Raw genomic sequence first — 25,038 nt, 5'->3', positions numbered from 1 at the left:
CAGGAGGTTCCCATGCCAGAAGAACCAGAACCGCGAGCGGATGCGACGCATCTCTGCATGGCCGGCTGATTCCCTCAACCCGGAAATAGCCTGATTGCAGTTGCGCCATATACGCTCGCTTAGATATTGGACAATCATTCCCTTATTTCGGTTATTCAAATCGAAAGGGGCGGCTATTACCTGTTGAATAATAATGGGGGATTCAACATGCAAACCCTGAAATTCTTCCACCTGCTGAAATTCTTTAATCGCAACCAAGCTGTAGACTGCGCGGAATTCCGCCTTAACATTGTTTGCGAAAATAACGTGATTACCGCGCTGCGCAAGCGCCTGTTCTGGGAAATGCACGATCTGGGACTGCGCGCCTCGCAAGTCACCATCGGCCCCGACAGCCAGGACAACCAATGCAAGCTGTCCGTCATCCTGAGCTGCCCGCTGATCCGCCGCCAGGACCTGGACGATATGGCCCTGCGCCTGAGCCAATTGCCGGAAATCCGCCGCGTGCACTGGGGTCGCAGACTTACCAGCGCCCCCGCTCAGCATCGCTCGCTGTTCCCGGCCAATCGCGCCAAGGCGGCCTAAACCCATAACGGGAAGGCGGCAGATAACCGCCTTCTATTGACTGACCCAAGCCACCCAAACCCAACCATGCCAGAAGAACCCGGACCGCAACCCCTGACGATCCGCTAAGGCACTGCTCCCCTCCTCGTAAGCGTCGGGACATGCCGCAAGCGGCCATGCACCGACACGCCCATTCCGTCGCCGCCCTTGCCGGCAGCGCGGTCTGGCTGTTGCCACGCGAACCCCGCCGGCGCATTGCCGGCACGTTCCTACGCAGGAGCTTACGATGCAAAACCTGTTCACCAGCCCACGCCAGCAACAGATCTATCAGCTGTCCATCCTGTGCCCCTCGATGTCGCTGGGCGTTGCCCGACGCGAAATCCGCAGCCAGGCGCAAAAGCATGGTTTGCGCATCCAGCAATGGCTGGAGCAGCCGCAACCGGCCAGCCAGGGCGCCAGCCATACATTGGCGCCCTGGCTGATCAGCGCGGACTTTCGCTGCGGTTCGGAAACCTGCATGCATTTCCTGCAGAGCATCGCGCAAAGGCTGGCGACGCTGCCGCTGACCCGCGTCAAGCTTGATTGCCTGTCGGCGTCCACACCCGCCATGGGAAGGTACGCCAACCGTTAAACCATACTAATCAACCCAGGCCCGGCGCCTGCGCCGAGCCGCAGCGTCCATGCAGGAGCAAGCATGCCATAGATTCAACGCACCTTGAATGAGATGCCATCCGCTGGGGAGTTCGCATAGAGCTCCCCAGCGGGCGGCAATGTTCTCTCGCTTTCTCAGCCTGTTCACGATCCCTTCCCATGCATGCCGCCTAAGCAAATCGGCGGCGCGGAAATATCTTGAACCGGCTCAAAAGCTGACACATTGTCGGCGCCGATGCCTCGCGGCAGGGATGGTCACGCCCACGGCGCCTGGAGATTTGCCATGACCAAACAAACGCATCCTCACCACAAGAACCGCGGCTTCATCGCCACCCCGGGCAAGAACCGCGACAAAGAAACCTTCCGGCTGGCCAGCGAGGCCCAATTGCCGGCAGACGAAACCTTCAAGCGCCTGCGCAGCCACCCGGAAGGACTGACCGCCGCCGAGGCCGCGCAACGGCTGCACCAGTTCGGCCCCAATGAAGTGGCCCACGACAAGCCGCCCCATGCGCTGATCCAACTGCTGCTCGCCTTCAAGAATCCGTTTGTGGCGGTACTGATCGTACTGGCCGCCATCAGCTATGTGATGGATATCGCGATGGCGCCGCCTGACGATCAGGACTGGACCAAAGTCATCATTCTTGCCAGCATGATAGGCATCAGCGGCCTGCTGCGTTTCTGGCAGGAATTCCGTTCCGCCAAGGCCGCGGAAAATCTGAAGTCCCTGGTGCGCAATACCGCCACCGTGCAGCGCCGCCCCACCTCGCAAACCTCGCCGCTGCGCATGGAAGTGCCGATGAGCAAGTTGGTGGTCGGCGACGTCGTCCATCTGCAAGCCGGCGACATGATTCCGGCCGACATCCGCTTGCTGGAGTCGCGCGATCTGTTCATCAGCCAGGCCGTGCTGACCGGCGAGGCCTTGCCGGTAGAGAAGTACGACACGCTGGGCGCCGTGGCCGCCAAGTCCGCAGCAGACCAAGCCCATGGCGACGCCAGCCTGCTCGACCTGCCCAACGGCTGCTTCATGGGCACCAATGTGGTGTCCGGCACCGCCCGCGCCGTGGTGGTGGCCACCGGCTCCGACACCTACTTCGGCTCGCTGGCGCGCAATGTGGTCAGCCACAAACGCATCGAAACCAGCTTCGACAAGGGCGTCAACAGCGTGTCCTGGCTGCTGATCCGCTTCATGCTGGTGATGGTGCCGATTGTCTTCATGATCAACGGCATCACCAAGGGCGACTGGATGTCCGCCCTCACCTTCGCCCTGGCGGTAGCCGTGGGCCTGACGCCGGAAATGCTGCCGATGATCGTCTCGGCCAACCTAGCCAAGGGCGCGGTGGCGATGGCGCGGCGCAAGGTGGTGGTGAAGCGGTTGAACTCGGTTCAGAACTTCGGCGCCATGGATGTGCTGTGCACCGACAAGACCGGCACGCTGACTCAGGATAAGATCATCCTGGAACAACACTACGACGTGGCCGGCCGCAAGGACGAAACCACGCTGCAGCTGGCCTGGCTCAACAGCTTCCATCAGAGCGGCATGAAGAACCTGATGGACATCGCCATCGTCGCCCGCGCCGACGAGCTGGGAGAACGCGTCAAGCTGCGCCATTACAGCAAGATCGACGAGCTGCCGTTCGACTTCGAGCGGCGCCGGCTGTCGGTCATCGTCCAGGATAGCCATGGCCAGCAGCTGATGGTGTCCAAAGGCGCGGTGGAGGAAATGCTGGCCGTCTCAAGCCATGTACAGGATGGCAGCGAGGCGCGCGCGCTCAATGCGGAAGAACGCGCCCGCCTGCTCAGCCTGAGCCAGGAATTCAACGCGGAAGGCTATCGCGTGCTGCTGGTCGCCACCCGCCACATTCCGACTAACGCCCGCAAGGCGGCTTACCAGACGGCAGACGAACAGGGCCTGGTGGTGCGCGGCTTCCTGACCTTCCTCGATCCGCCCAAGGACTCGGCTGCGCCGGCCATTAAGGCCCTGCAGGAGTACGGCGTCACGGTCAAAGTGCTGACCGGCGACAACCCCATCGTCACCGCCAAGGTCTGCCGCGACGTCGGCCTCAATCCGGGCAAACCATTGATTGGCCAAGAAATCGAGGTCATGGACGACGTGGCGCTGTGCGCCGCCGTCAAGCACACCACCATTTTCGCCAAGCTGACGCCGCTGCAGAAATCCCGCGTGGTGAAGGCGCTTCAAGCCAACGGCCATACTGTGGGCTTCCTCGGCGACGGCATCAACGACGCCCCGGCGCTGCGCGACGCCGACGTCGGCATCTCGGTGGACAGCGGCGCCGACATCGCCAAGGAGACCGCAGACATCATCCTGCTGGAAAAGAGCCTGATGGTGCTGGAAGAAGGCGTAATCACCGGCCGCGAGACTTTCGGCAACATCCTCAAATACCTGAACATGACTGCCAGCTCGAACTTCGGCAATGTGTTCTCGGTGCTGGTGGCCTCGGCCTTTCTGCCATGGGAGCCGATGCTGGCGATGCAGCTGCTGCTGCAAAATCTGGTGTACGACCTGTCGCAGATGTTCCTGCCCTGGGACAAGATGGACCCGGACTTCCTGAAGAAGCCGCGCAAGTGGGAAGCCGGCAACATCAAGCGCTTCATGCTGTGGCTGGGGCCCACCTCTTCGGTTTTCGACATCACCACCTACATCCTGCTGTGGACGGTGTTCGGCGCGGGCGCGGCCTACCATCTGCATGGCGGCGACGGCGGCCAGCTGATCATGAACTCCGGCTGGTTCATCGAAGGCCTGGTATCGCAAACGCTGGTGGTGCACATGCTGCGCACCCGCAAGATTCCGTTCCTGCAGAGCACGGCGTCCTTGCCGGTCATGCTATCCACCAGCGTGGCCATCGCCATCGGCTGCTACCTGCCGTACTCGCCGCTGGCCAGCTCGCTAGGCTTCATCCAGCTGGACACCAGCTACTTCTGGTGGCTGCTGCTGACCATGGCGGGCTACCTGGCGCTGACGCAAACGGTGAAAACGCTGTACATCAAGCGCTACGGCCAATGGTTCTAAGCCGCTGACGCGCGTCTCTCTCCACCCGCACAGAAGCCGGCCAACAAGCCGGCTTCTGTGCATTTGCCTCCGCTGTTAGTTCCACAAAACGCCATCTGCAAGTAGATTCATCGTGTTATCACATCACACCTGTCCACACAGCCGGTGAGTATTCACACTTAGCTCATCTGCAGTTCCGTAGATTTCTCATTAAAAATCACTCAATTAAACGCGATTTTCCTGCAGCGCTGCCGCTGTGCCTATTTATCCGACAAGTCCTCTTTCGTTTCATTTCCTTCCCCACTGCATTACCACACACATAACGGTTCACATTTTCACGCGGAAGGAAAACATGAGCATGGACGCGCCAACTGGTCAAAAACGCTGGGCCCGGGATTACGTTTTCGACATCCTGAGCCAACTGGGCATACACCGGATTTTCGGCGTGCCGGGCACCAATGAGATTCCCATCATCGATGGCACTTCCTACCCGGAAAACCAAGTGGAGTACATCGAATGCCTGCATGAAAACATCGCCATCGGCGCGGCGATGGGATCCGCGCGGATGACAGGCAAGCCCGGCGTGCTGGTGGTGCACGTGACGCCCGGCATCGCCCACAGCATAGGGAACCTGTTCAACGCTTGGCGTTCGCAGGCTCCACTGGTGATCCTGTGCTGCCAGCAGCAAAACGAGCTAGTCACCCAGGAACCGTTGCTGGCGTCCAATCTGGTCGATCTTGCGCGCCAATACACCAAATGGGCACATGAGGTACGCACTGAGCAAGAGTTTCCCATGGTGCTGCAACGCGCCTTCAAGGAAGCGATGGCGCCGCCCAACGGCCCTGTATTCGTCTCCATTCCGTGGGAGTTCACCATGCGGCGCATCGGCGACGACGACCGCATCAAGGGCGTCACGAAAATCTCGCCGCACTTCACCGCAGACACCCAAGCGATGGAACAGGCCGCCAAGCTGCTGCGCGAGGCCAAGAACCCCCTCATCGTCACCGGCGACGCCGTCGGCTACGCCGAAGCGTGGCCGGAACTGCAGCGGATGGCTGAACTATTGGGTGCGCCAGTGCTGCAGCAGACCTTCAGCAGTCTGGCCAACTTTCCCAACGACGACTACCACTGGCAGGGCGAGCTGCCCAGCAGCCAAGCCGGCGTGCAGCAGGTATTCGCCGGCCATGACGTCGCCTTCCTGTGCGGTTTCAGCAACCAGGCCCAGATCACGGTCTACAAGTACAGCGATGGTCCGCTGATTCCGCCGCATGTCACCCAAGTTTATCTCAGCAACAATACTTGGGACATCGGCAAAAACTACTACGGCGAAGCCGCCCTGTTCGGCGATATCAAAGCCTCGCTGCCTCTGATCAATCAACTAATCGGCGACCAGCCGTCTCCTGCCGCCGCCGCGCGCAACCAGAAAATGAAGGAAGGCGCCGTGAAGCGCGCCGCCGATTGGGAGGCTTATCTGCGCGAGGCAATGCATCAGAATGAGATCTGGGCGGTGGTGATCGCCGACGCGCTGCGCAAGGAGATACGCGAGCGCAAACTGGAAAAGCAGTTTGTCTACGTGCATGAGGCAGTGTCTGATCCTGCGCCGTTTCAATACCTGCTGCCGTTCACCGACCAGGCGGCGCAACCCATCAGCTATTACTGCGTCGGAGGCGGCTCTCTAGGCTGGTCCATGCCAGCCACGCTAGGCATCAAACTGGAACAGAACGGCTGGCAGGGAATCGACACCCGCTTCGTGGTGGCCGCCACCGGCGACGGCTCCTCGCTGTTTTATCCGCAAACCTGGTGGACCGCGCAGCATCGCCAGCTGGGCGTGCTCTACATCATCACCAACAACCACGAATACCATACGCTGCAGATGGGCCTGCAGCAGGTGGAGAAAATATACGGCAAAGCGCCCGGCTACGAATGGGCAGCCAAGACGCAAGACCCGGAATACCTGCGCATCCACCGGCCCAAGCCGGACTTCGTCACCCTGGCCAAGGCTTTCGGCGGCATGGAGGGCGAGATTGTCCGCCATCCCGAAGACGTGCGCGCAGCGGTCAGGCGCGGCATGGACCGCGCGCTGAGCGGCCACGCCTACGTGCTGGACATGCACACCATCGGCCTGGAGCAAACCCCTCCAACGCCGGAAGAAGCAAATGCCCGCTACGAAAAGCAGCCCCGCCTGGACTGCTTCCACTTCGGCGCGGAGCTGCTGCGGCGCAATGACGATGACGGTCTGCCGGGCAATGTGCCAGTGATCTTCTGAACCCAATCCACCCAGAGAAGGAAACAGCACCATGGCTGAAGAAAATTTCGACATCGCCATCGTCGGCGGGGGGGTCTCCGGCGTCTACTGCGCCTGGCGCCTGAAGCAGGAAAGGCCACATGACAAGATCGCGGTCTTCGAGGCCAGCAACCATATCGGCGGACGGCTGCTGTCGGTGCGTCCGCCGGACATCCCGGACATGGTGGCGGAACTCGGCGGCATGCGCATCCTGCCCGCCGTTCAGCCGCTGATCACTCGGCTGATTGCCGACCTCAACCAGCAACTGCCTCAAGACCAGCAGATCAAACTGTACGACTTCCCGGTGGACGAACCGCAGAACATCGCCTTTCTGCGCGGCGTCTACCTGCGGCTGGCCGACTTCACCAACGATCCGGCCAAAGTCCCCTACCAGCTGAATTTCATCGATCAGGGCCAAAGCGCCGGCAGCGTGATCGTCAACGCGATCGAACAGATCGTGCCGGGCATCACCAATCCAAGCCTAAACGAAGAACAGCGCCGCCAAATGGCCCAGCAGGCAGAGTTCGGCGGCGTGCCGCTATACAAACAGGGCTTCTGGAATGTGCTGCTGCGGGTGCTCACCGGCGAAGCCTATCACTATGCCGAGGATGTAGGCGGCTACGACTCCACTCTGTGCAACTGGAACGCCGCCGACGCCATTCCCTGGTATCTGTCCGACTTTGGCGTCAGCCCTGAGTACAAGGGCTTCAGCAACGGCTTCCAGCAGGTGCCGTTGACGCTGGCGCAGCTCTTCCAGCAATTGGGCGGCGAAGTACGGTTGGAATCCAGCGTTTCCAATATTGTCAGCAAAGGAGATGGCTTCGAGTTTCAGGTGAAAGGCCGCACCATCGCCGCCAAATCGCTGATACTGGCGATGCCGAGCCGCTCGCTGGAGTTGCTGGCCGTCACCTGCCCAGTGCTGCAGGAAATCCAGCCGTTGATCGGCAGCGTGACGCCGCGGCCGCTGTTCAAGCTGTTCACCACTTATGACAGCCCATGGTGGCGCAACACCGGCTACGCCTCTGCCAACGCCAAGGGCGAGCCGACCTACGTCGCGGTGCAGTCGGGCCGCTCCGTCACCGACCTGCCGGTGCGGCAAACCTACTACTGGCCCAAGAGCAACGGCCAGCCGGCGACTCAGGGCCACGCGATGCTGCTGGCCAGCTACGACGACGGCGACAACACCGGATTCTGGGATGGGCTGCGCGCAAAGCGCCGGCAACCGCGCGGAGCGGGACTGGACGTGGCGCCATTGGCCGATCCCTTCATCGGCGAGGACGACAATGTCCAGCGCAACGAACTGACCTGGCATCAGTACAAGGCGCCGCGGATGATGACGGAGGAAGTCACCCGCCAACTCACCGTGATGCACAGCCTCAACTATACGCCCAAGGTGCGCAACGCGGCCTTCCGCGACTGGGGGGACGATCCATACGGCGGCGGCTGGAACAGCTGGAATATCGGCGTCAAGAGTTGGGAAGTGAAGCGGCGCATCGTTCAACCCACGGACCTGCCATTGTACATTTGCGGCGAAGCTTACTCTGATGCCCAAGGCTGGGTGGAAGGCGCGCTGCAGACCGCAGGCTACCTGCTGGAAAAATTCGGGGTACTGCCTTTCCACTGAACTTTCCGGCTGCCCGCCAGGCAGCCTGCGCCGCGGCCGGCTCCATCACAGGGCCGGCCAGCAGCGTTTTTCAGCTCTGCCGGTCTTGCTCCACCAGCCCCAGCCGCGGCACCACCGCATGCGCCGCCAGAACCGTGCCCGGCGACAACACGGCGTTGGCGCCGATCCGCACATGATCGCCCAGCAGCGAACCCAGCTTCTCCACCTCCGGCACAGCCACCTGCCCATCCAGACGCAAACGCACGCTCTTGTCGGTGCGCTCATTCCAATGGTTGGCCAAAATGGCGCCAGCTTCCAAATTGATATCCGCCCCCAACACCGAATCGCCGACAAAATTGAAATGCGCTAGCCGGCTGCCGGGTCCGATGATGGAAGTTTTGATCTCGCAGCCCGGACCGACCGTCGCTCCGTCGCACAGCACGACGCCGCCTCGCAAGTAAGCGTGGGCCGCCACGCGGCAGCCTGGGCCAATCCAGATCGGCCCCTTCAGGATCACCCCCTGCTCCAATGCCGCGCTGCGATGAATCATCGTTTCGCCATCGATGATCCACTCCTCCGGCGAAGACCGCGAACGTTGCCGACGCAGGGTTTCCGGCAAATGCTGCAACCACTGCCAAGGCTCCATATCGGCGTCCATCCATGGCAAGGACTCAAGGACGGAAGAAAACAGACGGTGAAAAGGCGACATATGGCTCTCCGCTGGCAAAAAACCGATTTAATCGCGCTCGGCAGATGCAGACAAGCGCCTAAAACAAAACCGCCGCACCCTCATGGATGCGGCGGCTTGTTTTTTCGCCTTGATGTCAGCCCATCTCGGCGATTCCTTCTTGCTAAGCGCTATTTAGAAGGAATGGATCACGTTCAGGCCCAGGCCGCGCAGCTTGTTGCCTGCGGAAGCGCCTTCGGCATTGGAGAAGATGGCTTGATCAGCCTTGACCTCGCCATACTGCAAGCCCATGGTCGTGCGCTTGGACATCTGATAGTCCACGCCCACTAGGAACTGCTTGTAGCCAGTGTGATCGACATTCACGCCATCCTTGCTGTAATCCTTGGCTTGGGCGTAGGAGATCTTCGGCGTGAAGGCGCCAATGGTGTAGGCGGCAGTCAGCGCGTATTCCTGCGACTTGTACTTGCTGCCATCCAGAGCCGGAGCATTGTCACCCTTCAGGAAACTCAGCGGCGTGATGGAGCTGTCGCCGCGATCATTGCGGTAGCCGAAGGACACCAGCAGGTTGTTGGCGTTATAGCCAGCTTCCAGACGGTGGCTGTCGTTGGACTGGGTGCGAGTGCCAGCGATGTTCACCGGAGTCTGGTGAATGAACTGGTACTTGCCGAAGAAGCCGCTGTTCTCATAGGACAGACCCAGGTTGTACAGTTCGCGCGAGCTGTCGCTCGGCTGGCCGGCAAACTGAGCGGTCTTGTCTTCCTTGGTGCCATACAGGAAGGCAGCCTTGAAGCCATTGTAATTGGCGGTGTCGAAGCGAATCGCATTCTTCACGCGCATATCGTCGCGGCCATACGCATCCAGCTGCAGAGCGGCGCTGGAGCTTTCCCAGGTATTCACCATGCCCATGCTGTCATCGCTGAAAGTGGACAGATTACCCAGACGGACCTTGCCGAAACCGGTATCCAGACCGACAAACGATTCGCGGCTGGCGAAGGTGCCATATTTCTGACGGTTGGAGCCGTCGACATCGAAGCCGCTTTCAACCTGCCAGATGGCCTTCAGGCCGTTGCCCAGGTCTTCGCTGCCCTTGAAGCCGATGCGCGAGCCCAAGTCATCGATATTGGTCTTGTTCATGCCGCCGGCGTCAACGTTTTCCACGCCAGCCTTAAGGGTACCGTAGATGGTAACGTCAGCGAATGCTGCTGCCGGCAAAGTGGCGACAGCCAGAGCGATCAGAGTTTTTTTCATCGTGCACATCCTATTGGATTTGTCTTAGAAAGCGATCACATACTAATTTCCAAAACCAAACAACGCAAGCATGCACTCTCAAAAAGTATCAAAAAAGCAACACTGAAGCAAAAATGCAACATTGCAAAATAATTCACAAACGAACCAATCATTTGCAAATAATGTTGCTTAATGAATATTAACTGCTTATTAAATTTTCATTTACATTTAAACGTATAAAAAAAGGCCCGCCGAAGCGGGCCTTGTAAAGGATAGACTTGACCTGAATCCACTTGAACTTGGGGATGACAAATTCTGGCGAACTCAATTTAGATTGTATTTACTCCCAATCAAAACATCAAGCCAATCCATGTTTGCAATTGTCAATCAATGTTAAGCGGGCCGCTGCGCCGGAAAATTCAACTCAGCGCACAAACCACCTTGCGGATGATTGAACAACAGGATTTCGCCATCGTGCTCGCGCGCAATCGCGCGGGCGATGGCCAGCCCCAAGCCGCTGCCGCCAGTATGCTTGGCCCGCGAATCCTCCAGCCGCACATAAGGCTCGAACACCCGCTCCAGGTCTGCATCGGCAATCCCGGGGCCGTGGTCCCTTAGCATGACTTCCACTCTGCCATTGCGCTCGCTCAGACGCACTTCTATCACGCCATCGCCGCCGTAGCGCCGGGCATTCTCCAGCAGGTTGCCGATGCAGCGGCGCAGGGATTGCGGCCGCGCCAACAATGGCTTGACAGGCGAAGACGTGTAACTCACCTGCGCGCCCAGGGCTTCGACATCCTCGATGACGCCCTCCAGCAAGGCGTCCAGATTCAGCAACACGCAACTTTCATTGCCTTGCCCCAAGCGCAGATACGCCAGGGTATCGCCGATCAGCTGATCCATTTCGATCAAGTCGCGCTCTATCGCCTGCCGCGACGGCGATTCCTGCAGCTGTTCCAGCCGCAAACGTATGCGGGTGATCGGCAAACGCAGATCATGCGATACGCCGGCCAGCATTTGGCTGCGGGTTTGCAGATAGCGCTGCAATTCCTTTTGCATGCGATTGAAGGCCCGCGTGGCGTTGATCACCTCCTGGGTGCCGGTTTCCGGCAACGGCGGCTGATCCAGATTGGCCGCCAGGCCCGACGCCGCAGTAGAGAACAAGGCCAAGGGGCGGGTCAGCCGCCTGACCGCCCAGGCCGATACCGCCGCCACGACCAAGGCCACCAACAGCAACCAGGCCGTCACCCGCCATGGCGTTTCTTCCGGCGACACCACCTGTCCGATGCGAAAGGTAGCCACCTCGCCATCGCGCAACGTGACTTGCACCGTCGCCATCTGGATTTTCAGCTCCTCCTCTCCATCCTCCAATCCACTCGGCAAGGCCCTGACCCAGAACTTCTTGTCCGGGGCGAACACATGCTGCCCCGGCTCCATGAACGGCGCCAACAAGCCCTCCGGCGCATTGGGCTCGTCCTCGCGGAACGACAGCACCTGCATCTGGTATGGAAAATTCAGATCGGTGCGGATCAGATGGCACAGCTTGTTGGCCTCGGGCCAGTCAGTCTTCCGGCTGTCCAGCCAGGGATGCCCTAGCACCACTTGCACCATAGGAGAAGACAACGCGCCAGCCAGCTTGGCCCGATTGGAGACTGGGGTTTCATCCAGCAGATTGATCATGTCTGCCAGATGCTGCGCCACATATTCGGCGCGCAGCGTGCGCGTCAGCCGCTCGCGATCAGTCAGCACCAGAGCGATGCCGATCACATTGGCCAACAGCACGCTGGTCAGCAAGGTCAGCAACAGCTGACCGTACAAGGTTCGCGGCAGCCGCCTCATCTCACCGGCACCACCTCGCAGGCCAACATATAGCCGCCGCTGCGGATGGTCTTGATCAGCAAAGGCTCACGGGCGTCGTCGCCCAGACGCTTGCGCAGACGTCCTATCATCACGTCGACGGTGCGATCAAACGGTCCGGCTTCCTTGCCGTTCATCGCTTCCATCAATTGGTCGCGCGACATCACGCGCTGCGGGTTTTCGGCTAGCGCCTGCATCAGTTTGAACTCTCCGCCGGACAGCGGCGTCACCACGCCCTCTCCATCCACCAGATGCTGGGCGCCCAGCTCCAAACGCCAATCGGCAAACTGCAAGGCGCGCAGCGAGCTGCTGTTGCGTTTCTCGTCCACGCGGCGCAGGATGCTGCGCACCCTGGCCAGCAGCTCGCGCGGGTTGAAGGGCTTGGGCAGGTAGTCATCCGCGCCCATTTCCAGGCCGATGATGCGGTCCAGCTCATCGCCGCGCGCGGTCAACATCAGGATGGGCATGCTGGAGCGAGAGCGCAGATCGCGGCACAGGGTCAAGCCATCGGTGCCGGGCAGCATCAGGTCCAGTATCAGGATATCGAACGACTGCTCGGCCAGAATGCGATTCATCGCATCCCCATCGCCCACGGCGGCCACCGTCACTCCCTGACCGCTCAGGTAGTCGCTCAGCAGACCGCGCAGATCCGGATCATCATCAACGATAAGCAATCGAGGGGCTTGTGACATCAAGACTATTCCTAAGGTTTTTTGATTATTGAGACCAGCTTGCCGTCGGCAGACCTGTCCGCCGGCGCACAAACGGGCGTCTGCCGAGATAAATATGGCAGACGCCCGTTCCGTTTGAACCATGCTAACGGCAATTGGTTCCTGGCTTTAGCCAATGCTTTGAGGCTGGCGGGTGCGATACAAGGAATAAGCCACCCCGCCGCCCAGCAAGCCGACAGTCAACAGCAGCGACAGCGCGGTCGGCAGCTTGAACGCCACCAGGCCGATATCATGCAGATACACCAGGCCCACCTTGACGCCTATCATCACCAATACCAGCGCCAGCGCATACTTCAGATAATGGAAGCGATGCACCATCGCCGCCAGCGCGAAATACAGCGCGCGCAGGCCCAGAATCGCGAAGATATTGGAGGTGTAGACCAGGAACGGGTCCTGCGTGACGGCGAAGATGGCCGGTATGCTGTCCACCGCGAACACCAGGTCCGCCGCCTCCACCAGAATCAAGGTCAGCAGCAGCGGCGTCGCCCACCAGCCGGCGGCCAGGCCATGCTTCTCGCCGCGCACCAGGAAAGCGTTGCCTGCCAGACTCGGCGTGAATCGGAAGTGGGCGCGCAGCCATTGATACAAACGCTGCTCTTCCAGCGGTTTCGATTCCTCGTCGGCATCACGCAACATCTTGACGCCGGCAAACAACAGGAAGGCGCCGAACACCAGCAACACCCATTGGAATTGCGCCACCAACGCCGCGCCGGCGCCTATCATCAGCGCCCGCATCACGATGGCGCCCAGGATGCCCCAAAACAATACCCGGTGCTGGTAGGCGCGCGGCACCGCCATGCTGCCGAAGATCAGCGAAATCACGAACACATTATCCAGCGACAGCGACTTTTCCAGCAGATAGCCGGTCAGATACTGCACGCCGGCATCCGCTCCGCGGTACCACCACACCCAGCCGCCAAAGGCCAAACCAATGCCGATGTACATCGCGGACAACTTCAGGCTCTGGCTCACGCCGATTTCGCGGCCATCCTTCTGCAAAACGCCCAGATCAAAGGCCAGCAGCGCCAGCACGCCGCCCATGAACATCAGCCACACCCACAACGGGTACCCCAAAGTCGGGGACATCAAAAAATCCATCACCGCTTGCTCCATTCAATCCATCGATGCGCCGGCTATCGCTCGCGCCATCACTTGCGGCCTTCCAAGGCGGCGATGCGCTCTTCCAGGCTCGGGTGCGTGGCCAGCAAGCCCAGCACGCCGCGCCCGCCGGCGATGCCGGAAGCGGCCATGCTCTGCGGCAGGCCGTCCGCTTCAATGCCGCCCAGGCGACGCAGCGCGTTGGCCATCGGCCGCGGCGAGCCCAGCAGCTCGGCGGCGCCGGCGTCGGCGCGGAATTCGCGCTGGCGCGAGAAGTACATCACCACCAAGGACGCCAGGATGCCGAACACGATTTCACAGACGATCACCGTCACGAAGTAGCCGATGCCCGTGCCTGCGGCGCTGTTTTCCTCATCGCGCTTGAGCCAGCTGTCCACCAGATAGCCAACCACGCGGGCCAGGAAATAGACGAAGGTATTGACCACGCCCTGGATCAGCGTCAGCGTCACCATGTCGCCGTTGCGGATATGGGCGATTTCATGCGCCAGCACCGCCTCGACCTCTTCTTCATTCATATTGGCCAGCAAGCCTGTGGACACCGCCACCAGCGAATTCGAGCGGCTGGGACCGGTGGCGAAGGCATTGGGCTCGCCCTCGTACACCGCCACCTCCGGCATCGGCAGACCGGCGCGGTCGGCCAACTTGCGCACAGTGGCCAGCAGCCAGGCTTCGGTCTGGCCGGACGGCTGCGTGATCACCCGCGCCCCGGTGCTCCACTTGGCCATGGTCTTGGACAGCGCCAAGGAAATAAACGCGCCGCCAAAGCCCAATACGGCCGAGAACATCAACAGCATGCCCAGGTTCAAGCCGCCGGCAGTGACGAAGCGGTCCAGACCCAGCAAGCGCACGCTCACGCTCAGCACCAGCATCACCGCGATATTGGTGGCGATCAGCAAAATCACCCGTTTCATTATTTGGTCTCCAAAATGGTTTATCCATGGCCATCCAGCAACGATAGCCATGCTGTAGTGTAGGCGATGCAACACATCGAAAAAATCATATAAAATCTGATTGAAACTTCCAATTTTTCGAATAAATGGAAAATCTCAACTACAAGCATCTGCAATATTTCTGGGCGGTTGCCCGCACCGGCAGCGTGACCCGCGCCGCCGAGCAGCTGGATGTCAGCATGCAGACCATCAGCGGCCAGATAGCCAAGCTGGAGCGGCAACTTGGCCGCGCCTTGTTCCGCCAGCAGGGCCGCGGCCTGGAGCTGACTGAAGCCGGCCGCTTGGCGCTGAGCTATGCCGACCGGATTTTCATGCTGGGCGCGGAGCTGGAAGAAGCCATGGCCGACGAGCAGCTGGACCAGATGCAAAGACTGGCGGCCGGCGTCTCAGACGTCTTGCCCAAACACATCGCCAGCCGCCTGCTGCAGCCCGCGCTGCCGGCAGAATCCGGACAACTCAGGCTCAGTTGCAGCGAGGGCGACTTTGACGAGCTGATAGGCGAACTGGGACGCCACAAACTGGATTTGGTGCTGGCCGACCGCCCGGTGGCCAGCAGCGAACAGCAGCAATTCCAGTCCTGGCTGCTATTGCGCTGCCCGGTGCAGTTATTGGCCAATCCGGCGATGAAAGAGCGTTATCAGCCGGGTTTTCCGGCCAGTCTGCGGCAGGCGCCGCTGCTATTGCCCAGCCGCGACAATATGCTGCGCCGCCAGCTGGAACACTGGTTCGAATCGCAGGGGCTGCGCCCCCGGGTGGTGGGAGAATGCGACGACTACGCGCTGATGGAAACCTTCGCCCGCCAGGGCCTGGGCTTATGCCCCGCGCCCTTCCTGCCCGAAGAGGACTATGGCCCGCCCGGACTGGAAGGCATAGGCGCCCTGGATGGCGTCTGGGAGCATTACTATGTCAGCGCCAGCCGCCGCAAACTACAGCACCCCTCCTTGCTGGCCATTCTGCAAGCCTGGGTCTGACTTGCAAATCGACGAACGGCGCCGACAGCAGGATCGATGGAGGCTGGCGCCATTCAATCCGGATGCAAATTATTGGATAATCAAGCATAGGGGCTGTTGACGTTTGGTGAGTGGATCGCGTTTGCGCTTCGCCAAACCCGCAGGGCCGGGCGCCTTTCGCGCCGACTCTTAGTTGTTCCACGCTGGCAGAGAATGCTATGCGGCGCGCGAAACGCCTCGATTCGCCGCAAAACGCATCCCGGCGCGACCGCCCACCAAACGTCAACAGCCCCTAGGGGAAGAATCGATAAAATGAGCCGCCACGGACCGCCATGCGCCACCAGAATGGTTTCACCTTATTAGAGTTAATGATGGTCATCGCCATACTGGCCATCACGCTGGCCTTTGCCGTCCCGGCTTACCAAAGCACCATCGCGGCGGAAAGCATCCAGGCGGAAAGCAATAATCTGTACGGCGACATCCTGTACGCGCGCAATGAAGCGCTGCGCCAAGGCCAGTACGTGCTGGTCTGCCAGTCCACCGACAATCAGACCTGTGATGCGTCCGGCGGCAGCGCCAATTGGGCGGTAGGTTGGATCGTGACGACGGGCGCCAGTTGCGCCAACGGCAGCAACGGCACCGTGTTGCGCAAGCAAAAGGCTTTCAGCAGCAAGGATACGGCCAATTACACCAATCTCGCCTCGCCGCCGGTGGCCGGCACCACGCCGTTCTGCTTCAACCGGATGGGTTACGCCGCATCGGCCAATACCGGCAAGGTGGTGATTCGCAGCACCAGCAATACCAGCGCCACGCCATACTGCGTCATCGTTGAGGCCTCAGGCCATCCGCTGAGCCTGCGCGGCGGCCAGACCAGTCCATCGGGAATGACATGTCCATGAATACGTTTGCTTCGTGCCGCCAAAGCGGGGTCAGCATGCTGGAAGTGCTGGTGGCGCTGGTGGTGATTTCGCTGGGCCTGCTCGGCATCGCCGGCATGCAAGCGGCGGCCATCAACAACACCAATATCGCCCGCAGCCGCAGCATCGGCGCCATCGCCGCGGAAAGCATGGCCGCGGCCATGCATGCCAATAATGCATATTGGAGCAACTTATCGTCAGCCAATAGCAACAGCTGGACCGTCACCGCCAGCGGCGTCACAGGCACACCGTCTCTGACCCAAACCGTGGACTGCACCGCTTCGGGCAGCAACTGCTCCGCCGCCACCATGGCCGCCTACGACACGACTCAATGGGGCAGCGGCATGCTGGGCACGCTGCCGAGTGGCAAAGGGCAGATCGCCTGCGCCACGTCGGCGCCGACCACTTGCACCATCACGGTCTCCTGGCAGGAGAAGCAATCCAAGGTCAACGCCGCGACGATGACCGCCCCGGCCACCGCCAGCGCCACGTATCAGATGGTGGTGATCCCATGAGACACCCCAAACAAACAGGCAGCGGCCTGGTGGAAGTCATGGTCGCCATCACCATCGGCCTGCTGCTGCTCAGCGTGCTGGTGATGATCTTCACCTCGACCAAGCTGGCGCAAAGCAACCAGAGCGGACTCGCGCAACTGCAGGACAACCAGCGCACGGCCATGACGATGATCAACACCATCGTGCAATCGGCCGGCTACTACCCCAGCCCGCAAACCCAGGGCGCCACCGATGCGCTACCGGCGTCCGGCGTGTTCGCCGCCGGCCAATCGATCACCGGCACATCGGGCACCAGCAACGCATCGGACACTCTGACCGTACGCTTCGCCACCGCCCCGGGCGACGGCATACTCAACTGCAACGGCACCTCAAACGCTGGCAGCAGCAACACCATCTACATCAATCAGTTCGCCGTCAATAACAACCAGCTGACCTGCGCGCTGAACAGCGGCGCAGCCCAGCCCTTGGTGGACGGCGTCAGCAAAATGACCGTGCTATATGGCGTGGACACCAACGGCAACGGGTCAGTCAACCAGTACTTCAGCGCCAGCACGCTGCCGCCCGGGGCCGCCGTGCGCTCGGTCAAGGTCACGCTGACCATGGTCAACCCGCTGGCCAACCAGGTGCAGGTCGCGGCTCAGGGCACAAGCTCTCTGACCGTATCCTGGGTCATCGGGGTGATGAATCAACTATGAAACAGCGTTCTAACACACGAGCAAGACAAAACGGCTTCACGCTGATCGCCGCGCTGATGATCCTGATCGTCATCACCATCATCGGCCTGGCCATGATGCGCGGCGTGGGGCTGCAGGGACGCATGGCCGGCAACTTCCGCGAGAAAGGCCGCGCCTTTGAAGCCGCGCAGGCCAGCATCGACTATGCGGAATGGTGGCTGCTGCAAAACAACAATTCGGACCCTTCCCAGGCCACAAATTGCAGCGCGGCGCAAACCTCGCTCGCCCTTTGCAGCAACGCGATCGCCGCCACGAATACCCCCTGGACAAATGCTGGCTACAGCTATGCGCTGACCGCCAACGCCCCAAGCATCAGCACCGCATTTGCCCAGCCACCGCAGATTTACATACAGTATCTGGGGCTCAATAGCGCCGGCAATGGGGTGCTGTACCAGATCAACACCTTGGGCTATGGCGGCAACACAAGCTCCCTCGTGGTCTTGCAAAGCACCTACACGCTGTACTCCGGCGTCAAAAACCTGGGGAAATGACGATGAAACACGCCTCGCGCTTTTCTGCCTCCCGCACCGCGCTCAGTCTGCTGCTGGCCGCGCTATGGCCTATTCACGCCCACGCCATCGTGGTGGGCGACAACTTCACCGGCGGCAGCGCTCAGCTCAGCTGGAAAGTGTTTGGCGGCGCATGCATGACGGCAGGCAACGGCAGCGGTTCGATTCCGGCCTGCGGCACCAAGGACCCAAGCGGCAATGCCCAAGTCGGCGGCTACAACGGCAGCATGCCGGACAGCAGCGGCAATGGCGCGTTGCGCCTGACCAATAGCGCCAACTCCCAATCCGGCGCCATCATTTACAACAGCCTGTTCCCGTCAACCAGCGGCCTGCAGGCGACTTTCACCACTTACACCTATGGCGGCGACTCCGGCGGCCCGGCCCGCAACGGCGCCGACGGCATGAGCTTCTTTCTGCTCACCGCCATCCCCAATGCGGTGGGATCGTTCGGCGGCAGCCTGGGCTACAGCTGCTCCAACAACAGCTACAACGCGCCCTACAACGGCATCATCGGCGGCTTTCTCGGCCTGGGCATGGACGAGTACGGCAATTTCCCCAATGCCGGCGACAACACTTCCACCGGCCCCGGCCAGATTCCGCAAAACATCTCGCTGCGCGGCTCGGGCTCGGTCGCGGCCAACGCCCCTGGCGTGCTCAGCAATGTGTCTAACCCAAACACGATCCAGTCGGTATGCCAGACCGGCAGATACTATGGCCAGAGCGTTCCGAACTACCCTTTGATCAGCATTCCCGGCGCGCCCAGCGGCGTTTACCGATTGCCCAGCAGCCAGCCCATGGCCAAAGAGAGCACGACCTCGCGCAGCCAGGCGGTACCCATCAGCTACAAACTGAAAATCACGCCTAACAACTTGCTGAGCCTGTCCTACAGCTACAACAACGGCGCTTACGTCAATGTAATTTCCGGGTTCGACATCAACACCACCGGCACCAGCGGCGCCCTGCCCACCAACCTGACTTTCGGCTTTGCCGGCTCCACTGGCGGCAGCCGCAATGTGCACGAAATCGCCTGCTTCCAAGTGCAGCCGTTTACCCAGTCCGCCAGCTCCAGCGGCCTGAACAGCCAGCCAACCAGCCTGGTCAAGACTGGCACACAGCAATATGTCGCCAGCTACCACCCCGACAACTGGTGGGGCGAGGTGGCCTCATACGCGCTGCTGGCGAATAGCACGACCGGCAAGGTCACCGTCTCCAGCACGGCTACCTGGGACGCCTCCTGCGTCTTGACTGGCGGCAATTGCAGCGCCACCGGCATCAACAATATGACGGCGCAGAGCAGCCGCGCCATTCTGAGCTGGAACGGGCTGTCAGGCAGCCAGGGGGCCGGCATCGCCCTGCAGTGGGCCAATCTATCGAGCGCTCAGAAAACTGCGCTCAATACCGACGGCAATGGCAATGCAGACAGCAACGGCTCGGCTCGCATCGCCTATTTGCGCGGCGACCGCAGCAATGAGGTGAACTCGCAGGCTCAAGGTCTGTTCCGCGCGCGCGACAGCGTGCTGGGCGACATCGTCAACAGCAGCCCGATATGGGTAGGGGCGCCGCAGAACAAATACCCGGACGCCTGGGTGGACAAGCTCAACACCAGCGCCACCATGCAGGAAAACGCCAGCAACGGCCAGGCTTACAGCGCCTACAAGAGCAGCAACGCCACCCGCGCCAACATCATCTACAACGGCGGCAACGACGGCATGCTGCACGGCTACCGCAGCGGAGCCAACGACAGCAGCGGCAACTACAGCACCACGACCACGCCCAACGATGGCCAGGAGGTGATCGCCTACGTGCCCAATGCCGTGTTGGCCAATCTCCCGCAATACAGCAATCCCACCTATGCCCACCAATACTATGTGGACGCCACGCCCGTAGCCGACGACCTGTACTACAACAACAGCTGGCACACCTGGCTGGTGGGCGGCCTGGGCGCCGGCGGGCAGGCGCTGTACATGCTGGATGTGACCAATCCGTCCAACTTCTCTGAGAGCTCCCCGACGAGCGTGGTCATCAGCGAGGTCGACTCCACCAATCTTGTCTGCCAGAACAGCAGCACCTGCAAGCAAAACCTGGGCTATACCTTCGGCACGCCGGTCATCACCCGTTTCCATAACGGCTCATGGGGCGTGATTTTCGGCAACGGCTACGGCAGCGCCAATGGCCGCGCCGTGCTGTTCATCATGCTGGTGGACCGCAGCGGCAACCGCACCTTCTATCAATTGGACACCAGCAGCGGCCCCAGCAGCGACCCCTCCGGCGGCGGCAACAGCAACGGCATCTACTACGCCACCGCGGTGGATCTGGACGGCGACAACATCACTGATTACATCTATGCCGGCGACCTGTTCGGCAATGCCTGGCGTTTTGACGTCACCAACAGCAACCCATCCAACTGGAGCGTCTCCCAATACGGCACCGGCGCCGCCGCGCCGCTGTTCACCACCCAATACACCTATTGCAGCAACAGCCAGGTCAGCGCCGGCACCTGCGCGCGCAGCCTGCAACCCATTACCAGCAAGCTGCTGGTATCGTCCATCCCCGCCGGCGGCGCCAATCCGAATGTGCTGGTCAGCTTTGGCACCGGCCAAAAAATCCCGTTCACCACCTCCTCCGCCGACATCTACGCCAGCGGCACGCAAAGCCTGTACGGAGTGTGGGATTGGGATATGAGCAACTGGCCGAGCTACAATTCGATCACAGTCAGCGGCGGCCAGACGCTCAGGCCCAGCAATCTGACCACGCAAACCGTCACCGGCTCTTACAACTCGACCTTGGGCAGCGTGCAAGGCTATCGCTCGCTGTCAAACAATACCGTGTGCTGGCAGGGCGGCAGCGCCTGCGCCACCAACAACAGCTATGGCTGGAAGCTGAATCTGCCCGGCAGCGGAGAACAGGTGGTCTACAACCCGGTCAATGTGTTCGGCACCATGACGGTCAACACCACCATCCCGCCGAATACCAATCCGGCCTCCTGCACCGTCAGCGCCGCCACCAGTTTTTCCATGTCGCCGAACATCCGCACCGGCGGCGCCACCCGCACCTCGTTCTACGCCAACGATGCCGGCAACTTCACCGGCGTCAGCGGCAATGTCATCAATGGCGTTGCCGTGAATATGGTCGGCAGCGCCAACGTGGTCAGCTACCAGAACAATTTCTTCATCATCGGCAGCAGCGGCAGCGGCGGCCCAGTGGCCACTCCCCCGCAAATCAACCCAGCCGCTTTCGACCTGCACACGCGGCTGAACTGGATAGAATTGCGCTGAAACGGCATAAGGAAACACGCGATATGCGGCACCCGCAAAAACAAAAGGGCTTTTCCCTGATCGAACTGGTCATCGCCATGGCCGTGCTGGCCATCCTGGTCGGCGTCGCCGTGCCCGCTTACACCAGCTTCATCCAGCAGTCCAACCGCAGCGCGGCCAAAACTGCGCTGCAGGATCTGGCCACGCGCCAGGAAAGCTATTACACGCTGAACAATACCTACGCCAGCCAGCTCACTGCGCTGAACTACGCCAGCGGCACGGTCTACGTGCCGGGCGGCGGCAACAATCTGTACGCGCTGGCCATCAGCAGCGCCACCGCGTCTTCCTTCACTCTGACTGCCACGCCGCAAGGCAATCAAGCCAAAGACACAAGCTGTCAGACCTTCCAGTTGGATAATCAAGGCAACCAGCTCAATATCATCGGCAGCGGCACGGCGCAATTCATCAGCGGCTGCTGGTAAGCCGCGGCTCAGGCAACAAAAACGGCGCCCAATGGGCGCCGTTTCTCCTGGCTGGCGAGTTCGCTCAGTCGGCCAGCAGCTTGTTCACCACGTCCACATACTCTTGCATCGCGGCATCGGCAGTCTTGCCCTTCAGCTTTTCCCAGGCGTCGAACTTGGCGCGGTTGATGAAGTCCATCATGCCCGGGCGCTCGCCGCTGGCATCGCCGTCGGTGGCTTGCTTGTACAGCGCGTACAGTTGCAGCAGGGTCTGGTTGTCCGGACGCTCGGACAGGGTTTTCACATCGGCCTGGGCCTGGGTAAACAGGGTCTGCAGATCAGACATGGCGTTTCCTTTGTCGATGAATCCGGGGCGGTTGTCCGCCCCTGTGGTGTTAGCCCCCCGGCATGCGCCGGGACGGTGGACAATTTAGCATGAAGCGTTTCAGCGCGACAGTGCCGGCGCAGGCGCGGGGTCCGCTTGCGGCTCGATCCGTATCCGCTTGTAGCTTTTGACCGGACGGCCATCCTTGACGCCGGGCTGATACCAGGCGGCATGGAAAGCCGGCGCGATGGCATCGGCCAAAGGTTTGGGCGCCTCGCCCTCGAAGCGCACAGCGTCGACCTGCCCGGTCTCGCTAATAAAGACCAGCAGCGTCAACGGCTGCTGCGGCCCGCTCCAGGCCACATCGGGCAAGGTGATGGCGCTGCGCTCCTCCGCCAGCCGCTCCAGCTCGCGCGCCGGATAGTAAATGTCCGCGCCCAAACGCAAACGGTCCCCTTCCGCGGACAGTTTTTGCTGCGCCGCGCCTGCCGGCGCTGAAGCCGGGGACGGCGGCGGTACCGATACAGGGGCGGGAATGGAGGCGCGCTCGCTCAATGCCGCGGCGTCCTCCGACGCCGGCGCGGCCACGGCGCGCACCCGCACGGTCAGCGCATCCGTCGCGCCGCCATTCGGCTGCCCCGGCCGCAGCGGCAGCCACAGCAAGGCGGCATGGGCAAGAATGGACAGCCACAGCGCCAGCAGCAGCTTTTCCGCCATGTTCCAGGGCCGCAGCCTGATTCTCACAACCGTCGCTCCGCCCCTGAAAACACAGCCGTCAGAACAGACTTACTTGGCGCTCAGCAGCTGCTCGATATCGCTGCCGTCGATTGCGCCCGGCACCAGGCGGCCGTTCGGGAAGATCAGCGCCGGCGTGCCGGTGACGCCCAGCTTCTCGCCCAAGGCCTGGATCTTGTCCAGCGCCGAAGTATCGCAGTTGTCCGGGCCGGTCAGCGGCTTGCCGTCTCGCATGAAAGCGGTCCAGGCGCCCACCTTGTCGGTGGCGCACCAGATCTGCTTGGACTTGCGCATCGCGTCCGGGTGCAATTGGGTCAGCGGATACAGGAAGGTGTAGATGGTGACGTTGTCGATATCCTTCAGGCTCTCGCGCTCCAGCTTCTTGCAGAACGGGCAATCCGGATCGGTGAACACCGCCATCTTGCGCTCGCCCTTACCGCGCACGTCCTTGAAGGCGTATTCGAGCGGCAGCGAGTTGAAGTCCACCTTGGACAGCTCGGCCATCTTCTTCTCGGTCAGGCTTTCCTTGTTCTTGGTGTCGATCAGGTCGCCGACGAACAGATAGCTGGCGTCGCTATTGGTGTACACCACCTGCTTGCCTTCCACCACCAGCTCATAAATGCCCTTGACCGGGGTGGCGCTGACGCTCTTGACCTGCTTATTGGGAAAATGGCTGAGGAAAGCCTTCTTCACATCGTCCAGATTGCCGCCGGCAGCCTGCGAGCAGGCCGCCAGGGACATCAGCATGGAGCTGGCCAGCGCCAGCGACTTCAATTTGGTTTTCATCAGCTAAGGTGTCCTTGTGGGAATTCAGTATCCGATCGCCTGCCGCGCCAGCTGGCGCTTCAGCGGCGCCAAACGATTGGTCAGCGACAGGCCGGCATTGCGCAACCAGGGCAGGCCCGGCAGCCTGGCCTGGAACAGACGGTACAGGCTATCGCAGCCAAGTTGCATCGCCGCTACGGCCTCGCGCCGCTGTCGTTGGTGCCGACGCAGCAGCATCCAATCGCCGCAGTCCGGCGCGCGCTGCAAGAGCGCGGCCAGTTGGGCGGCATCCTGGAAACCCAGGTTGACGCCCTGCCCAGCCAGCGGATGCACGGTATGGGCGGCGTCGCCCACCAGCGCCACCCGCTCGGCCACCACGCCCTCCGGCCGGATCAACCGCAATGGGAAGGCCGCCGCCGGCGTCAATGTCTCGAAGGCGCCCAGCAGCCCGCCGCCGGCGTCCGCCACGCGCAGCGCCAGTTCGGCAGGCGACAACTGCAGCAGCGATGGCGAATCAGAAGTGGACCACACCATGGAAATTCGGTTCCCGGCCATCGGCAACCAGGCCAGAATGTCATCGCCGAGGAACCATTGCCGCGCCACGCCGCCATGCGGCTTTTCGCAGGCGAAGTTGGCGACGACGCCGCTCTGGCCATAAGGCTTGACGTCGGCCGAGAGTCCCAGCTGGCCGCGCACCCAGGAATTGGCGCCATCGGCGCCAACCAGCAGCTCGGCGCGCAGCTCTCGGCCATCGTCCAGCGTCAGGCGCGCCTCGGCCGGCGTGGTGGCAAGTTCCTGCGCCGAGCCGGTCAATAGTTCCACATCGCTGTCCCGCAGACTACGCCACAGCGCCGCCAGCAGCCAGTGGTTTTCCACGATCCAGGCCAGCGCGTCGGCATCGGCGTCGGCGGCCGAAAACTCGATGCGCCCGCCGGCGTCGCCGCGCACATCCATCGCCGCGATCGTGCCGACCCGCTCCATGCCGGGCCAGGCGCCCAGGCTTTCCAAAAAACGCCGGTTGGCTGGACTCACCGCGTAGACGCGGGCGTCCCAGCCCCGCTCCAACGCCTCAAAATCCGGATGCCGCCGCTCCAGCAGCGCCACGCGCTTGCCTTCGCGCGCCAACGCCAATGCCAGACTGGCGCCGACCAGGCCGCCGCCGACGACGATGACTTGATGTTTGTCGTAACGCATG

General features: G+C 61.5%; 22 protein-coding genes. 12 read left to right on the top strand and 10 right to left on the bottom strand.

The features are described from left to right. Positions 1 to 207 precede the first annotated feature (207 nt). From BI343_RS04610 to BI343_RS04590, 5 genes are all read left to right on the top strand, one after another. Complete coding sequence (locus BI343_RS04610) at positions 208 to 582, top strand: hypothetical protein (protein ID WP_052246848.1); 375 nt, start codon at positions 208 to 210, stop codon at positions 580 to 582. A 265-nt stretch (positions 583 to 847) separates the two neighbouring features. Further along, positions 848 to 1,192 (top strand): hypothetical protein, encoded by a 345-nt coding sequence (locus BI343_RS04605; protein ID WP_071108834.1) that lies wholly within the window; start codon positions 848 to 850, stop codon positions 1,190 to 1,192. Positions 1,193 to 1,495: 303 nt separating this feature from the next. Then, positions 1,496 to 4,240: a magnesium-translocating P-type ATPase gene (gene mgtA, locus BI343_RS04600; RefSeq protein WP_071108833.1), complete on the top strand. Its 2,745-nt coding sequence runs from the start codon at positions 1,496 to 1,498 to the stop codon at positions 4,238 to 4,240. A gap of 337 nt (positions 4,241 to 4,577) precedes the next feature. Next, complete coding sequence (locus tag BI343_RS04595) at positions 4,578 to 6,485, top strand: thiamine pyrophosphate-binding protein (RefSeq protein ID WP_223253509.1); 1,908 nt, start codon at positions 4,578 to 4,580, stop codon at positions 6,483 to 6,485. A 31-nt stretch (positions 6,486 to 6,516) separates the two neighbouring features. Beyond that, positions 6,517 to 8,127 (top strand): flavin monoamine oxidase family protein, encoded by a 1,611-nt coding sequence (locus tag BI343_RS04590; protein WP_071108831.1) that lies wholly within the window; start codon positions 6,517 to 6,519, stop codon positions 8,125 to 8,127. 70 nt (positions 8,128 to 8,197) lie between these two features. On the opposite strand, the gene BI343_RS04585 is transcribed toward BI343_RS04590, so the two are convergent. From BI343_RS04585 to htpX, 6 genes are all read right to left on the bottom strand, one after another. Next, positions 8,198 to 8,815, bottom strand: a complete 618-nt coding sequence (locus BI343_RS04585; protein ID WP_071108830.1) for an LbetaH domain-containing protein — start codon at positions 8,813 to 8,815, stop codon at positions 8,198 to 8,200. Positions 8,816 to 8,968: 153 nt separating this feature from the next. Continuing rightward, a complete protein-coding gene (locus BI343_RS04580; protein WP_071108829.1) occupies positions 8,969 to 10,042 on the bottom strand; it encodes a porin in 1,074 nt (357 codons plus the stop codon). A 372-nt stretch (positions 10,043 to 10,414) separates the two neighbouring features. Then, positions 10,415 to 11,860, bottom strand: coding sequence for an ATP-binding protein (locus tag BI343_RS04575; protein WP_071108828.1), 1,446 nt, complete (start codon positions 11,858 to 11,860; stop codon positions 10,415 to 10,417). After that, entirely contained in the window at positions 11,857 to 12,570 is a 714-nt protein-coding gene (locus tag BI343_RS04570) for a response regulator (RefSeq protein ID WP_071108827.1), read from the bottom strand. Before BI343_RS04570 ends, BI343_RS04575 begins: the two co-directional genes overlap by 4 nt. Before the next feature lie 147 nt (positions 12,571 to 12,717). Continuing rightward, entirely contained in the window at positions 12,718 to 13,695 is a 978-nt protein-coding gene (locus BI343_RS04565; RefSeq protein ID WP_223253510.1) for a TerC family protein, read from the bottom strand. 62 nt (positions 13,696 to 13,757) lie between these two features. Further along, the gene (htpX, locus tag BI343_RS04560; RefSeq protein ID WP_071108826.1) at positions 13,758 to 14,639 is read right to left on the bottom strand and encodes a protease HtpX; all 882 of its coding nucleotides are present in this window, start codon (positions 14,637 to 14,639) and stop codon (positions 13,758 to 13,760) included. A 125-nt stretch (positions 14,640 to 14,764) separates the two neighbouring features. On the opposite strand from htpX, the gene nhaR reads away from it, so the two are divergent. From nhaR to BI343_RS04525, 7 genes are all read left to right on the top strand, one after another. Beyond that, on the top strand, positions 14,765 to 15,649 hold the full coding sequence (gene nhaR, locus BI343_RS04555; RefSeq protein ID WP_043626440.1) for a transcriptional activator NhaR: 885 nt from the start codon (positions 14,765 to 14,767) through the stop codon (positions 15,647 to 15,649). Positions 15,650 to 15,960: 311 nt separating this feature from the next. Then, positions 15,961 to 16,527, top strand: a complete 567-nt coding sequence (locus tag BI343_RS20250) for a GspH/FimT family pseudopilin (protein ID WP_083340799.1) — start codon at positions 15,961 to 15,963, stop codon at positions 16,525 to 16,527. Continuing rightward, a complete protein-coding gene (gene pilV / locus BI343_RS04545) occupies positions 16,524 to 17,060 on the top strand; it encodes a type IV pilus modification protein PilV (protein ID WP_071108825.1) in 537 nt (178 codons plus the stop codon). The genes BI343_RS20250 and pilV overlap by 4 nt, the downstream gene beginning before the upstream one ends. Further along, positions 17,057 to 17,755, top strand: coding sequence for a PilW family protein (locus BI343_RS04540; protein ID WP_071108824.1), 699 nt, complete (start codon positions 17,057 to 17,059; stop codon positions 17,753 to 17,755). The genes pilV and BI343_RS04540 overlap by 4 nt, the downstream gene beginning before the upstream one ends. Further along, positions 17,752 to 18,285, top strand: coding sequence for a pilus assembly PilX family protein (locus BI343_RS04535; RefSeq protein WP_071108823.1), 534 nt, complete (start codon positions 17,752 to 17,754; stop codon positions 18,283 to 18,285). Before BI343_RS04540 ends, BI343_RS04535 begins: the two co-directional genes overlap by 4 nt. Before the next feature lie 2 nt (positions 18,286 to 18,287). Then, the gene (locus tag BI343_RS04530) at positions 18,288 to 21,578 is read left to right on the top strand and encodes a pilus assembly protein (protein WP_071108822.1); all 3,291 of its coding nucleotides are present in this window, start codon (positions 18,288 to 18,290) and stop codon (positions 21,576 to 21,578) included. A 23-nt stretch (positions 21,579 to 21,601) separates the two neighbouring features. Beyond that, positions 21,602 to 22,039, top strand: a complete 438-nt coding sequence (locus BI343_RS04525; RefSeq protein WP_071108821.1) for a type IV pilin protein — start codon at positions 21,602 to 21,604, stop codon at positions 22,037 to 22,039. 64 nt (positions 22,040 to 22,103) lie between these two features. Here the strand turns inward: BI343_RS04525 and BI343_RS04520 are convergent, their stop codons facing one another. From BI343_RS04520 to BI343_RS04505, 4 genes are all read right to left on the bottom strand, one after another. Beyond that, the gene (locus tag BI343_RS04520; protein WP_043628524.1) at positions 22,104 to 22,364 is read right to left on the bottom strand and encodes an acyl-CoA-binding protein; all 261 of its coding nucleotides are present in this window, start codon (positions 22,362 to 22,364) and stop codon (positions 22,104 to 22,106) included. Between the two features lie 99 nt (positions 22,365 to 22,463). Continuing rightward, a complete protein-coding gene (locus BI343_RS04515; RefSeq protein WP_139165643.1) occupies positions 22,464 to 23,087 on the bottom strand; it encodes a hypothetical protein in 624 nt (207 codons plus the stop codon). A 42-nt stretch (positions 23,088 to 23,129) separates the two neighbouring features. After that, entirely contained in the window at positions 23,130 to 23,864 is a 735-nt protein-coding gene (locus BI343_RS04510) for a DsbC family protein (RefSeq protein WP_043628522.1), read from the bottom strand. 24 nt (positions 23,865 to 23,888) lie between these two features. Then, positions 23,889 to 25,037, bottom strand: coding sequence for a UbiH/UbiF family hydroxylase (locus BI343_RS04505; RefSeq protein WP_071108819.1), 1,149 nt, complete (start codon positions 25,035 to 25,037; stop codon positions 23,889 to 23,891). Between the last annotated feature and the right edge of the window lies 1 nt (position 25,038).

The organism is Chromobacterium amazonense (assembly GCF_001855565.1).
In the GTDB taxonomy this organism is placed as follows: domain Bacteria; phylum Pseudomonadota; class Gammaproteobacteria; order Burkholderiales; family Chromobacteriaceae; genus Chromobacterium; species Chromobacterium amazonense.
The sequence above is the reverse complement of the archived record's forward strand: the minus strand, read 5'-3'. Positions and strand labels throughout refer to the sequence as shown.